Annotated in this window: 13 protein-coding genes; 8 read left to right on the plus strand and 5 right to left on the minus strand. The window is 56.6% G+C overall.

Annotation, left to right across the window (positions count from 1 at the left end; translation table 11 throughout):
- The first annotated feature begins 43 nt into the window (after positions 1-43).
- The 3 genes from gltB to hemE all read left to right on the plus strand — a co-directional run bounded on the left by gltB (position 44) and on the right by hemE (position 7,261).
- The gene (gene gltB, locus ACA068_RS02175; RefSeq protein ID WP_497307253.1) at positions 44-4,489 is read left to right on the plus strand and encodes a glutamate synthase large subunit; all 4,446 of its coding nucleotides are present in this window, start codon (positions 44-46) and stop codon (positions 4,487-4,489) included.
- Between the two features lie 33 nt (positions 4,490-4,522).
- Positions 4,523-5,941, plus strand: coding sequence for an FAD-dependent oxidoreductase (locus ACA068_RS02180; protein WP_497307255.1), 1,419 nt, complete (start codon positions 4,523-4,525; stop codon positions 5,939-5,941).
- Between the two features lie 252 nt (positions 5,942-6,193).
- Complete coding sequence (gene hemE, locus ACA068_RS02185) at positions 6,194-7,261, plus strand: uroporphyrinogen decarboxylase (protein ID WP_497307257.1); 1,068 nt, start codon at positions 6,194-6,196, stop codon at positions 7,259-7,261.
- Between the two features lie 174 nt (positions 7,262-7,435).
- On the opposite strand, the gene ACA068_RS02190 is transcribed toward hemE, so the two are convergent.
- Positions 7,436-8,662 carry an MFS transporter gene (locus ACA068_RS02190; RefSeq protein ID WP_497310526.1) on the minus strand — a complete coding sequence of 409 codons (1,227 nt, stop codon included), beginning with the start codon at positions 8,660-8,662 and terminating at the stop codon, positions 7,436-7,438.
- Between the two features lie 166 nt (positions 8,663-8,828).
- Between ACA068_RS02190 and ACA068_RS02195 the strand changes: the two genes are divergently transcribed.
- The 3 genes from ACA068_RS02195 to ACA068_RS02205 all read left to right on the plus strand — a co-directional run bounded on the left by ACA068_RS02195 (position 8,829) and on the right by ACA068_RS02205 (position 10,398).
- Positions 8,829-9,731 (plus strand): LysR family transcriptional regulator, encoded by a 903-nt coding sequence (locus tag ACA068_RS02195; protein ID WP_497307259.1) that lies wholly within the window; start codon positions 8,829-8,831, stop codon positions 9,729-9,731.
- 77 nt (positions 9,732-9,808) lie between these two features.
- Positions 9,809-10,114: a type II toxin-antitoxin system RelE/ParE family toxin gene (locus tag ACA068_RS02200; protein WP_497307260.1), complete on the plus strand. Its 306-nt coding sequence runs from the start codon at positions 9,809-9,811 to the stop codon at positions 10,112-10,114.
- On the plus strand, positions 10,111-10,398 hold the full coding sequence (locus tag ACA068_RS02205; protein WP_166495958.1) for an addiction module antidote protein: 288 nt from the start codon (positions 10,111-10,113) through the stop codon (positions 10,396-10,398). The genes ACA068_RS02200 and ACA068_RS02205 overlap by 4 nt, the downstream gene beginning before the upstream one ends.
- A gap of 195 nt (positions 10,399-10,593) precedes the next feature.
- Here the strand turns inward: ACA068_RS02205 and ACA068_RS02210 are convergent, their stop codons facing one another.
- The 3 genes from ACA068_RS02210 to ACA068_RS02220 all read right to left on the minus strand — a co-directional run bounded on the left by ACA068_RS02210 (position 10,594) and on the right by ACA068_RS02220 (position 12,235).
- Positions 10,594-11,415 carry a hypothetical protein gene (locus ACA068_RS02210; RefSeq protein WP_497307262.1) on the minus strand — a complete coding sequence of 274 codons (822 nt, stop codon included), beginning with the start codon at positions 11,413-11,415 and terminating at the stop codon, positions 10,594-10,596.
- A 160-nt stretch (positions 11,416-11,575) separates the two neighbouring features.
- Positions 11,576-11,830: a hypothetical protein gene (locus ACA068_RS02215; RefSeq protein ID WP_109627596.1), complete on the minus strand. Its 255-nt coding sequence runs from the start codon at positions 11,828-11,830 to the stop codon at positions 11,576-11,578.
- Positions 11,831-11,863: 33 nt separating this feature from the next.
- Positions 11,864-12,235, minus strand: coding sequence for a DUF6124 family protein (locus ACA068_RS02220; RefSeq protein WP_109627597.1), 372 nt, complete (start codon positions 12,233-12,235; stop codon positions 11,864-11,866).
- A 433-nt stretch (positions 12,236-12,668) separates the two neighbouring features.
- Here ACA068_RS02220 and ACA068_RS02225 point away from each other — a divergent pair, with 433 nt between their 5' ends.
- The gene (locus ACA068_RS02225; RefSeq protein WP_497307264.1) at positions 12,669-13,265 is read left to right on the plus strand and encodes a helix-turn-helix domain-containing protein; all 597 of its coding nucleotides are present in this window, start codon (positions 12,669-12,671) and stop codon (positions 13,263-13,265) included.
- The gene (locus tag ACA068_RS02230; RefSeq protein ID WP_497307265.1) at positions 13,258-14,130 is read left to right on the plus strand and encodes a queuosine precursor transporter; all 873 of its coding nucleotides are present in this window, start codon (positions 13,258-13,260) and stop codon (positions 14,128-14,130) included. The genes ACA068_RS02225 and ACA068_RS02230 overlap by 8 nt, the downstream gene beginning before the upstream one ends.
- Before the next feature lie 33 nt (positions 14,131-14,163).
- Here ACA068_RS02230 and queC read toward each other — a convergent pair whose 3' ends face one another.
- Complete coding sequence (queC, locus tag ACA068_RS02235) at positions 14,164-14,862, minus strand: 7-cyano-7-deazaguanine synthase QueC (RefSeq protein ID WP_497307267.1); 699 nt, start codon at positions 14,860-14,862, stop codon at positions 14,164-14,166.
- Between the last annotated feature and the right edge of the window lie 41 nt (positions 14,863-14,903).

Here is a 14,903-nt window from a genome sequence, read left to right on the forward strand (position 1 = left end):
AGAAATTTGCCTCGAAAAGAGGCAGCCTGGTGAGAAAGTGTCTATGAAAGCAGGTCTGTACCAACCAGATGAATTCAAGGATAACTGTGGTTTCGGCCTGATAGCCCATATGCAGGGCGAGCCCAGTCATACCCTTTTGCAAACGGCCATCGAGGCCCTGACCTGCATGACCCACCGCGGTGGGATCAACGCCGACGGCAAGACCGGTGACGGTTGCGGTCTGCTGATTCAAAAGCCGGATGTGTTCCTGCGAGCCATCGCCCAGGAAACCTTCGGCGTCGAACTGCCCAAGCAATATGCCGTAGGCATGGTCTTCTTCAACCAGGACCCGGTCAAAGCCGAAGCCGCTCGCGAGAACATGAACCGCGAGATCCTCGCTGCCGGCCTGCAACTTGTCGGCTGGCGCAAAGTGCCGATCGACACCAGCGTCCTCGGCCGCCTGGCCCTGGAGCGCCTGCCGCAGATCGAACAGGTGTACATCGGCGGTGAAGGCCTGAGCGATCAGGACATGGCGATCAAGCTGTTCACCTCCCGTCGTCGCTCGTCCGTGGCCAATGCCGCCGACACCGATCACTACATCTGCAGCTTTTCGCACAAGACCATCATTTATAAAGGCCTGATGATGCCGGCGGACTTGACCGCCTTCTATCCAGACCTCAGCGACCAGCGCCTGCAAACCTCGATTTGCGTGTTCCACCAGCGCTTCTCCACCAACACCCTGCCGAAATGGCCGCTGGCTCAACCGTTCCGCTTCCTGGCGCACAACGGCGAGATCAACACCATCACCGGCAACCGCAACTGGGCCGTGGCCCGTCGCACCAAGTTCAGCAACGATTTGATGGACCTGGAAGAGCTCGGCCCGCTGGTCAACCGTGTCGGTTCCGACTCCTCCAGCATGGACAACATGCTCGAGCTGATGGTCACCGGTGGCATCGACCTGTTCCGTGGCGTGCGGATGATCATTCCGCCTGCGTGGCAGAACGTCGAAACCATGGACCCGGATCTGCGGGCGTTCTACGAATACAACTCGATGCACATGGAACCGTGGGACGGCCCGGCCGGCGTGGTAATGACCGACGGTCGTTACGCGGTGTGCCTGCTCGACCGTAACGGTCTGCGTCCGGCGCGTTGGGTCACCACCAAAAACGGCTTCATTACCCTGGCTTCCGAAATCGGTGTCTGGAATTACCAGCCTGAGGACGTGATCGCCAAGGGCCGCGTAGGCCCAGGTCAGATCTTTGCCGTGGACACCGAAACCGGTCAGATCCTCGACACCGACGCGATCGACAACCGCTTGAAGTCCCGTCATCCGTACAAGCAATGGCTGCGCAAGAATGCCCTGCGCATCCAGGCGACCATGGAAGACAACGACCACGGTTCGGCGTTCTACGACGTGGACCAGCTCAAGCAGTACATGAAGATGTACCAGGTCACGTTCGAAGAACGTGATCAGGTGCTGCGTCCGCTCGGCGAGCAAGGCTACGAAGCCGTCGGCTCGATGGGCGACGATACGCCGATGGCCGTGCTGTCCCAGCGCGTGCGTACGCCGTACGACTATTTCCGTCAGCAGTTCGCGCAGGTCACCAACCCACCGATCGACCCGCTGCGTGAAGCCATCGTCATGTCGCTGGAGATTTGCCTCGGTGCCGAGCGCAATATCTTCCAGGAGTCGCCGGAACACGCCTCGCGCGTGATCCTCAGCTCGCCGGTCATTTCCCCGGCCAAGTGGCGTTCGCTGATGAACCTGGATCGTCCGGGCTTCGAGCGTGCGATCATCGACCTCAACTACGACGAAAGCGTCGGCCTCGAAGCGGCCATCCGCAACGTCGCCGATCAGGCTGAAGAAGCCGTGCGCTCCGGCCGCACCCAGGTCGTGCTGAGTGACCGTCGCATTGCCCCGGGCAAGTTGCCGATCCACGCTTCGCTCGCCACCGGCGCGGTGCACCACCGCCTGACCGAGAAAGGCCTGCGTTGCGACTCCAACATCCTCGTGGAAACCGCGACGGCTCGCGACCCGCATCACTTTGCGGTGCTGATCGGTTTCGGCGCCTCGGCGGTCTATCCGTTCCTGGCCTACGAAGTGCTGGGCGACCTGATCCGTACCGGTGAAGTCCTGGGCGACCTCTATGAGGTGTTCAAGAACTACCGCAAAGGCATCACCAAAGGTCTGCTCAAGATCCTGTCGAAGATGGGTATCTCGACCATCACCTCGTACCGCGGTGCGCAATTGTTCGAGGCCATCGGCCTGTCTGAAGAAGTCTGCGAACTGAGCTTCCGTGGCGTTCCGAGCCGCATCAAGGGGGCGCGTTTCGTCGACATCGAAGCCGAGCAGAAAGCCCTGGCCGCCGAAGCCTGGAGCCCGCGCAAGCCGATCCAGCAGGGCGGTCTGCTGAAGTTCGTCCACGGTGGCGAATATCACGCGTACAACCCGGACGTGGTCAGCACCTTGCAAGCCGCTGTGCAGCAGGGCGACTACAGCAAGTTCAAGGAATACACGGCGCTGGTGGACAACCGTCCGGTGTCGATGATCCGCGACATGTTCAAGGTCAAGACCCTCGACACGCCGCTGGACATCAGCGAGATCGAACCGCTGGAATCGGTGCTCAAGCGCTTCGACTCCGCGGGCATCTCCCTTGGTGCGTTGTCGCCAGAAGCTCACGAAGCCCTGGCCGAAGCCATGAACCGCCTCGGTGCGCGTTCCAACTCCGGCGAAGGCGGCGAAGACCCGGCGCGCTACGGCACCATCAAGAGCTCGAAAATCAAGCAAGTCGCGACTGGCCGTTTCGGTGTAACTCCGGAATACCTGGTCAACGCCGAAGTGCTGCAAATCAAAGTCGCCCAGGGCGCCAAGCCTGGTGAAGGTGGTCAGCTGCCAGGCGGCAAGGTCAACGGTCTGATCGCCAAGCTGCGTTACGCCGTGCCGGGCGTGACCCTGATTTCGCCGCCGCCGCACCACGACATCTACTCGATCGAAGACTTGTCGCAGCTGATTTTCGACCTGAAACAAGTCAACCCGAAGGCTCTGGTTTCGGTGAAGCTGGTTGCAGAAGCGGGCGTCGGCACCATCGCCGCCGGTGTGGCCAAGGCCTACGCGGACTTGATCACCATCTCCGGCTACGACGGTGGCACCGGCGCATCGCCGCTGACCTCGATCAAATACGCAGGCGCACCGTGGGAACTCGGCCTGGCCGAAACCCACCAGACCCTGCGTGGCAACGACTTGCGCGGTAAAGTCCGGGTGCAAACCGACGGCGGCCTGAAAACCGGCCTCGACGTGATCAAGGCTGCGATCCTCGGCGCTGAAAGCTTCGGCTTCGGTACCGCGCCAATGATCGCCCTGGGCTGCAAGTACCTGCGTATCTGCCACCTGAACAACTGCGCCACCGGCGTCGCGACTCAGAACGAGAAGCTGCGCAAGGATCACTACATCGGTACCGTCGACATGGTGGTGAATTTCTTCACCTACGTCGCCGAAGAAACCCGTGAGTGGCTGGCCAAGCTGGGCGTGCGTTCCCTCGAAGAGCTGATCGGTCGTACCGATCTGCTGGACATCCTCGAAGGCCAGACCGCCAAGCAGCAACACCTGGACCTGACGCCATTGCTGGGCAGCGATCACATCCCGGCAGACAAGCCTCAGTTCTGCCAGGTCGACCGCAACCCGCCGTTCGACAAAGGCCTGTTGGCCGAGAAAATGGTCGACATGGCCACTTCGGCCATCAACGACAAGAGCGGCGCTGATTTCGAGCTGAGTATCTGCAACTGCGACCGTTCGATTGGTGCGCGGATCTCCGGCGAAATCGCCCGCAAGCACGGCAACCAAGGCATGGCGAACGCGCCGATCACCTTCCGCTTCAAAGGGACGGCCGGTCAGAGCTTCGGTGTGTGGAACGCCGGTGGCCTGAACATGTACCTGGAAGGCGACGCCAACGACTACGTCGGTAAGGGTATGACCGGCGGCAAGCTGGTTATCGTTCCGCCGAAGGGCAGCGTCTACAAGACTCAGGACAGTGCCATCATCGGCAACACCTGCCTGTACGGCGCCACGGGCGGCAAGTTGTTTGCCGCCGGCACCGCGGGCGAGCGTTTTGCCGTGCGTAACTCCGGTGCCCACACGGTTGTGGAAGGCACGGGCGACCACTGCTGCGAGTACATGACCGGTGGTTTCGTCTGCGTCCTGGGCAAGACCGGTTACAACTTCGGCTCAGGCATGACCGGCGGTTTCGCCTACGTGCTCGACCAGGACAACAGCTTCGTTGACCGGGTCAACCACGAACTGGTGGAAATCCAGCGGATCAGCGGTGAGGCGATGGAAGCCTATCGCAGCCACCTGCAACGCGTGCTGAACGAATACGTCGAGGAAACCGACAGCGAATGGGGCCGTAACCTCGCTGAAAACCTCGATGACTATCTGCGTCGTTTCTGGCTGGTCAAGCCCAAGGCTGCCAACCTGAAATCGTTGCTTTCCAGCACCCGTGCCAACCCGCAGTGATATGCGCCTGAAGAGTTTGATGAGGTTTTAACAATGGCTGAACGTCTGAATAACGACTTCCAGTTCATCGACGTCGGGCGCAAAGATCCGAAGAAGAAACTGTTGCGTCAACGCAAGAAAGAGTTCGTGGAGATCTACGAACCCTTCAAACCCCAGCATTCGGCCGATCAGGCCCACCGCTGCCTGGGTTGCGGTAACCCGTATTGCGAATGGAAGTGCCCGGTGCACAACTTCATTCCGAACTGGCTGAAACTGGTGGCCGAGGGCAACATCCTCCAGGCCGCCGAACTGTCGCACCAGACCAACACCTTGCCGGAAGTATGCGGCCGAGTGTGCCCGCAGGATCGTCTGTGCGAGGGTGCCTGCACCCTCAACGACGGCTTCGGCGCGGTGACCATCGGTTCGGTCGAGAAATACATCACCGACACCGCGTTCGCCATGGGCTGGCGCCCGGACATGTCCAAGGTCATACCGACCGGCAAGCGTGTTGCGATCATCGGCGCAGGCCCGGCCGGTTTGGGCTGTGCCGACGTGCTGGTACGCGGCGGCGTGACCCCGGTGGTGTTCGACAAGAACCCGGAAATCGGCGGTCTGCTGACCTTCGGCATCCCCGAGTTCAAGCTGGAAAAGACCGTGCTGAGCAATCGTCGCGAAGTCTTCACCGGCATGGGCATCGAGTTCCGCCTGAACACTGAAGTGGGCAAGGACGTGACCGTCGAGCAACTGCTCGAAGAATACGATGCCGTGTTCATGGGCATGGGCACCTACACCTACATGAAGGGCGGCTTTGCCGGTGAAGATTTGCCGGGCGTGCATGACGCGCTCGACTTCCTGATCGCCAACGTCAATCGCAACCTGGGCTTTGAAAAGTCGCCGGAAGATTTCGTCGACATGAAAGGCAAGAAAGTGGTGGTGCTCGGTGGCGGCGACACGGCGATGGACTGCAACCGCACCTCGATTCGCCAGGGCGCCAAGTCGGTGACCTGCGCCTATCGTCGTGATGAAGCGAACATGCCGGGCTCGCGCAAAGAGGTGAAGAACGCCAAGGAAGAAGGCGTGAAATTCCTCTACAACCGCCAGCCGATTGCCATTGTTGGTGAGGACAAGGTCGAAGGCGTGAAGGTGGTCGAGACCCGTCTCGGTGAACCGGACGCCCGTGGCCGTCGCAGCCCTGAGCCGATCCCGGGCTCCGAAGAGATCATCCCGGCCGACGCCGTGGTCATCGCCTTCGGTTTCCGTCCAAGCCCGGCGCCGTGGTTCGAGCAGTTCAGCATCCAGACCGACAGCCAGGGCCGCGTAGTGGCACCGGAGCAGGGTAAATACAAGCACCAGACCAGTAACCCGAAAATCTTCGCCGGTGGCGACATGGTTCGCGGTTCTGACCTGGTGGTAACGGCGATCTTCGAAGGCCGCAATGCGGCTGAAGGGATCCTGGATTACCTGGGCGTCTAACCCCGATCCTGACGTGAAATGGGATCAAAATGTGGGAGCGGGCTTGCTCGCGAAAGCGGTGTAACAGTCAAAATTGATTTCGACTGACACACCGCTTTCGCGAGCAAGCCCGCTCCCACATTGGTTTTGTGGTGTTGCGAAAGCCGTGTTCCACCGCGACAAATTGACCCGATAGACAAAAGGCTGACCTGCAACCGTGCCTTTTGCGTCGCGCTCTGAGAAAATGCCCGCACTTTTTTTCCGGATGCCGACATGACTGCCCTGAAGAACGACCGTTTCCTTCGCGCCCTGCTCAAGCAACCCGTAGACGTCACGCCGGTATGGATGATGCGTCAGGCCGGTCGCTACCTGCCGGAATACCGCGCCAGCCGTGCCAAGGCCGGTGACTTCATGAGCCTGTGCATGAACCCGGAGTTCGCTTGCGAAGTCACCATGCAGCCGCTCGACCGCTATCCGCAACTGGACGCGGCGATCCTCTTCTCCGACATCCTCACCATCCCGGATGCCATGGGCCAAGGCCTGTACTTCGAAACAGGTGAAGGTCCGCGCTTCAAGAAAGTCGTCAGTACGATGGCCGACATCGAAGCCTTGCCGATTCCGGATCCACACAAAGACCTCGGCTACGTCATGGACGCGGTCAGCACCATCCGCCGCGAACTGAACGGCCGCGTGCCGCTGATCGGCTTCTCCGGTAGCCCATGGACCCTGGCCACCTACATGGTCGAAGGCGGCTCGTCGAAAGACTTCCGCAAGACCAAAGCCATGCTCTACGACAACCCGCAAGCCATGCACCTGCTGCTGGATAAGCTCGCGCAGTCGGTCACCAGCTACCTCAATGGCCAGATCATGGCCGGCGCGCAAGCGGTGCAGATCTTCGACACCTGGGGCGGCAACCTCTCGGCGGCGGCGTACCAGGAGTTCTCCCTGGCCTACATGCGCAAAATCGTCAGCGGCCTCATCCGCGAACACGAAGGCCGCAAAGTGCCGGTCATCCTGTTCACCAAGAATGGCGGCCTGTGGCTGGAAAGCATCGCCGACGCCGGTGCTGACGCCTTGGGCCTGGACTGGACCTGCGATATCGGCGAAGCCCGCCGGCGCGTTGGCAACAAAGTCGCCCTGCAAGGCAACATGGACCCGACCGTGCTGTACGCCAAGCCAGAAGCCATTCGCGCCGAAGTCGGCCGCATCCTCGCGAGCTACGGCAAGGGCAGTGGTCACGTGTTCAACCTCGGTCATGGCATCACGCCGGAAGTTGATCCGGAACATGCGGGGGCGTTCATGCGCGCGGTTCACGAGTTGTCGGCGCAGTATCACGAGTGATCGTCGCCCAATAAAAAACGCCCGGCATTTGCCGGGCGTTTTTGTTTGGGGAATCGGGTCGTACTCGGTCAAAGGTGGGAGCGGGCTTGCTCGCGAAGACGGGGTGTCAGTCAGCATCGATGTTGCCTGACGAACCGCTTTCGCGAGCAAGCCCGCTCCCACAGGGGATTTGTGTCAGGTTTTTAAATCGCCGAGTGGCGGCAACTTCGCCAGCTTCAACGCCACCAGTAGCGCAATCACCAGCAACGCACCAATGAACAAGCCGATGCCGTTCCATCCGCCCAAGTGCCAGAACACCCCGCCCGCTGTCCCCGCAATACTCGATCCGGCGTAATAGCTGAACAGGTAAAGCGACGAAGCCTGCCCCTTGGCCTTTATCGCCCGCCGTCCGATCCAGCTACTGGCCACGGAGTGCGCGCCGAAGAAGCCGAAGGTGAAGATCAACATGCCGATAATCACCAGCGGCAGCGGTGTGAACATCGTCAGCGCAAGGCCGGCGAGCATCAGCACAATTGTCGCCCACATCACTTTGCGCCGGCCCAGTTGGTCGGCCAATGAGCCGATTTTCGCCGAGCTGTAGATACCCGACAGGTACACCACCGACAGCAGACCGACAAATACCTGGTCCATGTGATACGGCTCGGCCAGCAAGCGATAGCCGATGTAGTTGAACAGGGTGACAAACGCGCCCATCAGCACGAAAGCTTCTAGGAACAGCAGCGGCAGACCGGCGTCGCGAAAGTGCATGGTAAAGCCATCAACCAGACTGCGCGGGTGCAGCGAGCGAGCGCGGAAGTTGCGTGATTCGGGGAGGATTTTCCAGAACACCGTCGCCGCGATCAGCGCCAAACCGCCGATCACCAGCATCGCCGTGTGCCAACTGACAAAGTCGATCAACACACCGGTGATCAAGCGCCCGCTCATCCCGCCGATCGCGTTGCCACCGATGTACAAGCCCATCGCCAGGCCGATGTGTTGTGGGTGGATCTCTTCGCTCAGGTACGTCATGGCGACCGCCGCCAGGCCGCTCAACGACAACCCGATCAACGCCCGCATCACCAGCACGCCTTGCCAGCTTGGCATCATCGCGCTGGCCATGGTGCACAACGCAGCAGCGAACAGCGCCGCCACCATCACCGGTTTGCGTCCGACACGATCGGAAATCGGGCCGGTGATCAGCAAGCCAATGGCGAGCATGCCGGTGGCCACCGACAGGATCAGGCTGCTCTGCGCCGCATTGATCGAATACTCGTGGGACAGCAGCGGCATCATCGGCTGCACGCAGTAGAGCAGGGCGAAGGTCGCGAAGCCGCCGGAGAACAGCGCCAGTACCGTGCGCATGAACATCGGCGTGCCTTTCTCGATGTAAATCTCTTTCAATTCGGCGACAACATCGTCCACCGCCGCGGGCGGAACTTCATGGGCAAGAGGGGCGACAGCAGTTTTCACTTCAGACCTCGGAGGGCGCAGCCGGTCAGGCAATGAAAAAAGCATATAGCTGCCTAATGATTCAATCCAATATATTGTTCGACCTGTTTGATAGGTTTTACGACCTAATGGAGTTTTCATGGAATTGCGTCACTTGCGCTACTTCATCGCCGTCGCTGAAGAACTGCACTTCGGCCGCGCCGCCCAGGTGCTGGGCATCTCGCAACCGCCGCTGAGTCAGCAGATTCAGGCGCTGGAACAGGAAGTCGGTGCACGGTTATTCGAGCGAACCAATCGTCGGGTCGAACTCAGCGAAGCCGGTCGGTTGTTTCTGGAAGAAGCGCGACTGGTGCTGGCGCAGGTCGACAAAGCCGCTGATGTGGCACGGCGTGCGCAGCTGGGTGAGTTGGGCGAACTGAAAATTGGCTTCACCTCGTCGGCGCCGTTCAACTCGACCATTCCACAGGCGATTTTCTCGTTCCGCCAGCGCTTCCCGGCCGTGCATTTGAATCTGCGGGAAATGAGCAGCACCCAAGTGGCCGACGCGCTGGTCGATGAGTCGATTGAAGTCGGCATTATGCGACCGCTGGGATTGCCGGATTCTCTGAGCGTCGTGGAGCTGATGCGTGAGCCGCTGGTCGCGGTGCTCAGCTCCAAACATCCGCTAGTGAACGACAGCGAAGAAGGTTTGTTCCTCTCGGCATTGGCCCTCGAACCGTTCGTATTCTTCCCCCGCAGTTATGGCAGTGGTCTGTACGCACAGTTACTCAGCCTGGCGCGCGATGCCGGTTTCAGCCCGCACTTCGCGCAAGAGGCGGGTGAGGCGATGACGATTATCGGGTTAGTGGCGGCGGGGCTGGGTGTGTCGGTGTTGCCGGCGTCTTATCAGCGAATGCGTATCGACGGGGTAGTGTATCGGCCGTTGCTCGATCCGGAAGCGGTGTCGGCAGTGTGGCTGGTGCAGCGCAAGGATCAGAAATCACCGATGGCCAAGGCGTTTGTGGAGTTGTTGACGAGGAAGGTTGAGCCGTTGAAGTCGTGACTGTTTTGCGGTCATAGAATTTCGGCGGATTAAAATTTCTGGTTGAGCGGGTGTAGCTCAAGAGCTACACTCGCAGCATGACCGAGATCCTTCGAAGCTCAACATTTTCTAGCTGGCTATTGAAGCTGGCCGACAGCCGCGCCAGGATGCGTATTCAGGTGCGAATCGATCGTATGGCCGATGGGCAATTCGGTGATGTCAAAGCCATCGGGGAAGGGGTGAGTGAAATCCGCATAGATTACGGCCCCGGTTATCGGGTCTACTTCATGCAGCAAGGTCGTCAGTTAGTCATCCTCCTTTGCAGAGGTGACAAAAGCAGCCAAACACGTGACATCAAACAAGCCAGGCTCATTGCAAAATCCTGGCAGGAGCAAAACCCATGACCGAACAATTCACTCGCTGGGACTCTGCTGAGTACCTCAAGACCGAAGAGGACATGGCCAATTATCTTGACGCTAGCATGGAAGAAGCGGGAGATGATCCAGCATTTATCGCCAAAGCACTTGGGACTATTGCGCGTGCTCGGGGCATGACCCAGGTCGCACGGGATGCGGGGCTCTCTCGGGAAAGCCTTTACCGTGCACTTTCGGGTGAAGGCAATCCGGAATTCGGTACCATTCTTAAGGTTGTGAAGGCTTTAGGACTGAAGTTACACGCCAGTACCTGAGTCGAACCAAAAGAAAAAAGACGACTAGTGGTGTCATAAGCAATACTCCCCCCGTTCCCGTAAGGGGCTTGTGAGACTCTGAGGATCCTGGGCAACCAGCCATCGCAGAGCCAGACAGGTACAGGGCGATGACAAGCCGACCTGTTTGTGAAGGGGCGCCGAAAGGCGCCCTTTGTCGTTCTCGAGGCGCCTGCCTCAGTCAACCCGCACCAGATCCCCACGCAACGCCACCCCGGTCACCACAGCCTTGAGCGCTTTCAGCCCAGGTATTTCCTCGTCGTCGCTGCACTGGTATTTGGCGGTGTCCTGGCTCAGGTTGCGCTTGTTGATGCCGGCGATGTTGATCACGGCGTTGGCACCGGCCTTCTTGGCTTTGCATTGCAAGGTCGCCAAGGTCGATTGCAAGGCCCAGTAACAGGCGTCTTCAGCGGATTTTTCTTCGTTGTCGTCGGCTCTTCGGCTGCTGCTCACCGCATTCAGCTTGTGCACCTGAGTCGGCAGCGCTTCTCCCGCCAGGTAGAACTTGACGCTGCCGTCGAGCAGGCCGACTTCGGTGGCGCGTTTCACGCCTTCCTGAAAGTCCTGGTAGGTAGGTTCATAGGCGCCCCGCGAGGCGAAGACTTGATCAGCGTCCGGGTCGGAGGCCAGTTGCTTGACCACGTCGTCGCGCAGGTAATTGATCCAGCGGTTGTAGGTGCCGTGGATCCTGCCGTCCTTGTAATCCAGGCCGCGGCTGTCGCGGTAGTCCATTTCGAACGAGGTGGAGGTATAGGGGATGTCGATTTCGGCGTGGTGCCGATCGCGCACGGTGATCGCCGCTTTGATCATGCCGGGGCGCGCGGACTGCACGGTCCATCGGCGCTCAATCAGCGCGGTGACGATGGCGCGGCTCATCCGGTCGTCGCTCAGGCCCTTGTCGGCGGTAAAGTTTTCCTTGGCGGTGTACACCGGGCTGGTGCAGCCACTCAGTGCAACGGCCAGGGTGAATACTGCGCCGATGCGCTGAAACCGAGTCATTCCCTTCACTCCAGACGTTTTTTCAGATCAGTGCCAGCGACGGAAAATCAACGAGGTGTAGACGCCACCGAAGGCAAAATTGTTGTTCATCACGTGTTCGGTGCGCATTCTGCCCGAACGCGTCAGCGCGGGTCGACCTCAATGAGGTCGACCTTCTTTTTTACGCCGAGAGCTGCATCTGTAATCGCCGTCCGACGACATCCAGCAAGTCGCAACCATCGCGCAATGACGTGACTAATACGCGTGCCAACTCACTGTAAACCCCCTCGCTAAAGGCGAGACTCTCCAGCAGTTGAGTTGCCGTGCGGATCCGGTAGGCCGCCGTTTCATGCAACACGTCCAGCGGTGCTTCGGTGTCGATCAGCAGCGATGCGATGGTGCTATCGGTGCCGGTGATAGGCATATATCGATCCATGACAAACCTCCACTCGGTAAAAAACGCGACGATTCAGTGGGCATTATTGGAGGGAACCTCAGACGCCCCGCCGGGTGGGTCCAGGTTGTCCAGTGCCCGATTTATCATCAGTTCCGCCAGCACCGCCAACTGTTGGATTGCCAGCGCAATGTTGCGATGGGAGCTTTCGAGATTGCGGGCAAGGTCCGTGCTCATGACATTGAGCGAGGCCAGCGTTTCACAGGCATGAGCGAGCAGCGAAGGCGTGTCGATGTCTGGCTGGAGGGTGAAGAAATAGCTGACAGGGTCGGGTTGCCCGGGTTTGCGCAAGCGGGCGCTGACGCGGTGTTCAGTGAGATCGGATAGTTTGGATGAATCAATATCGTCGTCGGCTGATTGTGGAGAGTTGGGGGGAGTTCTTTTCATATCGAAGTTCCTTGCAAGATTAAAGAAGTGACAGTCCAAAACCATCAGGGGGATTGGTTGGCGGCAATGCGTGAATTGACCTGCCAGTAGATTTATTACCAGAAAATTCAGATGTATTAATCAAATAAATTAACATCTGTGTAATTAAATGATTCATGTTTAAGAAGAGCGTCAGTAATGGTGTGGGTTGCATTGCAAGCAAATTCCCTTGTTGTTGTAAGAAGTGTCGTTAAATGAAGTAAGTTATCGCTGTCAGATTTTTTACCTATCAGTATCGGTGTGAAGCAATGTTTGACGTTTGTTTGATGTGTTTGAGATATTGTCTGTGCAGTGCCGCCTCTTTAGATTGCGAAAAAGGCGGGCAGTCACTTTCTTAGCCATTCAGTCAGCATGCATGGTCTGTTTTAACTACAAGCAAATGGTAAGTATCTTGATGTTTAAGCGAGAAAAGACTGAAAGGTTGAAAAGTAATATTAAGTATTTGATAAAAAGTCGCGGAGAAACGCGGCTGTCTCTGTGCAATGCCAGTGGTTTGACCAGGACGACTATCTACAACATTTTGGAGGGGCGGGTTGTCAATGTTCAACAGTCCACCATCCGCAAAATTTCTGATTTTTTCGGTGTCTCTTATAGGGAGATAGAGACTGTTGACTTTGAAGAAAGAGACATCATAGAAAGTAGCGTTTCTTTGCAAGGTAATATGAATCCTGCAGCCGTCCCTATCATCAAAGAGAGCTTGCTTGAGCAAAGTCTGGGCAAGAGGATTGGCGAGTTGGTCGCTACCCATCCTCTGACTTATTTTTTCGGCACAGCCTGCAATTTAATCGGTGTGCTTCTGGAGAATGAAATTATCGGTGTGAACGAGTCGGGAGACTTGTTAATAGTCAAGAAGGGGTTGGTGAGTAATAACAAAGAGAAGCTGGCGTATGACAAGTTGACGAAACGGTTGTTCATAACCATTGAGCCCTTCTGTTGCTCAGATGCTGTTATTGTCATCGGAGAGATAATGGAGGAGCGGTTCAATGGATAGTGTTTTAGAGAACAGTCGGTATAAGTTGTTAGGCTTTGAAAATAGTAAAGGTCTTGCCATTATCATGATTGTCTCGACAGGAAAGATCACGAAAGTAAAGCTTGATGATTTATTAAGAAGTGAAATGGTGGATGATTTAAGCAGGTCAGAGATAAAGTCGGTGTATAGGAAATTTTATTCTGGCGGGGCTGCACTGACGGCTTATGAGATAAATGATCGACATGAAAAATCGTGGATGGTTTATGTGGCGCTCAATTTAATGCTTTTCGCACTCTATATTTTCACTAATGTTGCAGCGACAAAGCTTGTGTTTATCGAGTCGATCGACGTTATCGTGACCCCAGGAGTTTTTCTGTATCCGTTGACATTTTTGGTAGTTGATATGTTGAATGAGTTTTATGGGCTTAGATTGGCAAGAAAAGCCATCTTGTTTGCATTCGCAAGTAACGTGCTAATTACTGTGCTGCTAAGTTTTACCAGCTATCTTCCCGGTTTGACGGGCTGGAAACTCGATACACCATATAGTGAAGTCATGGCGCATGTATCCTCAGTGTTGGTAGCGTCCTCTGTGTCTTTTATTTTTTCTGAATATGTGAACTCATACTTGCTGAACAAGATAAAGGAACTTACGAGTGCGAGGTTGCTATTTTTGCGCGTGTTTTTAAGTACGTTTTTTGCAGTAATAATCGACAGCTTTATTTTCTGCTTTATTGCATTTTATGGAACAATGACTAGCGCGGAAATACTTAATATAATTTATATTCAGATCGCCATAAAAATGTGCTTCGCTATTTTTAACGTTTTTCCAGCCTATGGAGCAAGGTCTTTATTTAAACGGTATGTGGCTGAAGCCAAGGTTGCATAAACGCAGGGGACGCTCTCTCCCCTGCGCTTTAAACTATTTTGAGTTCAGTTTTTCTTTCAAACTATTCATCACCGCTGATTTGTTTTCAAGAAACGCTACCATACCTCTTGCTCGAAGATTACACGCGTCACAATCACCGCATCCACTGCCTATTATTCCGTTATAGCAAGTCAGCGTATGGTGCTGAATCAATTCGAATTTTCCGTGATACTCAGCCAAGGCCCACGTCTCAGCCTTGTTTAACCTCATAAGCGGAGTATCAATGCGTACTTTATAATCCATGCCCAGTTCGATGGAGTTGTTTAAAGATTTTACAAACGCATCGCCACAATCAGGATAGCCAGAACTTTCTGTCTCGCAAACGCCTGTGATTACAGTTTCAGCGCGTATCTGGTACGCATAAATAGACGCCAAGGTTAAAAATAAAATATTTCTACCCGGTACGAAGGTGTTGGGTACATTTTCTTCGGAAGTGTTGGCGCTTGGAACAGGGATGTTATCGCGCGTCAAACTACTGATGGCCAGCTCATTCAACAATGAAGTGTCCAGCACCTTATGGATCGTCACTCCGAGCGCTTTCGAAAGCTGTTGAGCCACTTCAATTTCTGCACGGTGACGCTGGCCATAGTCAAACGTAATACAGTGAACTTCATCGTAGAGCGGCAACGCCTGGATCAAACAGGTTGTGGAGTCCTGTCCACCGCTGAAAACGATAACGGCCTTTTTAGTCATGGTTCGTTCTTCCTTGGGATTCCCCCGATGTGTCACGGGGG

The sequence above is a fragment of the Pseudomonas sp. LBUM1660 genome, from assembly GCF_059695935.1.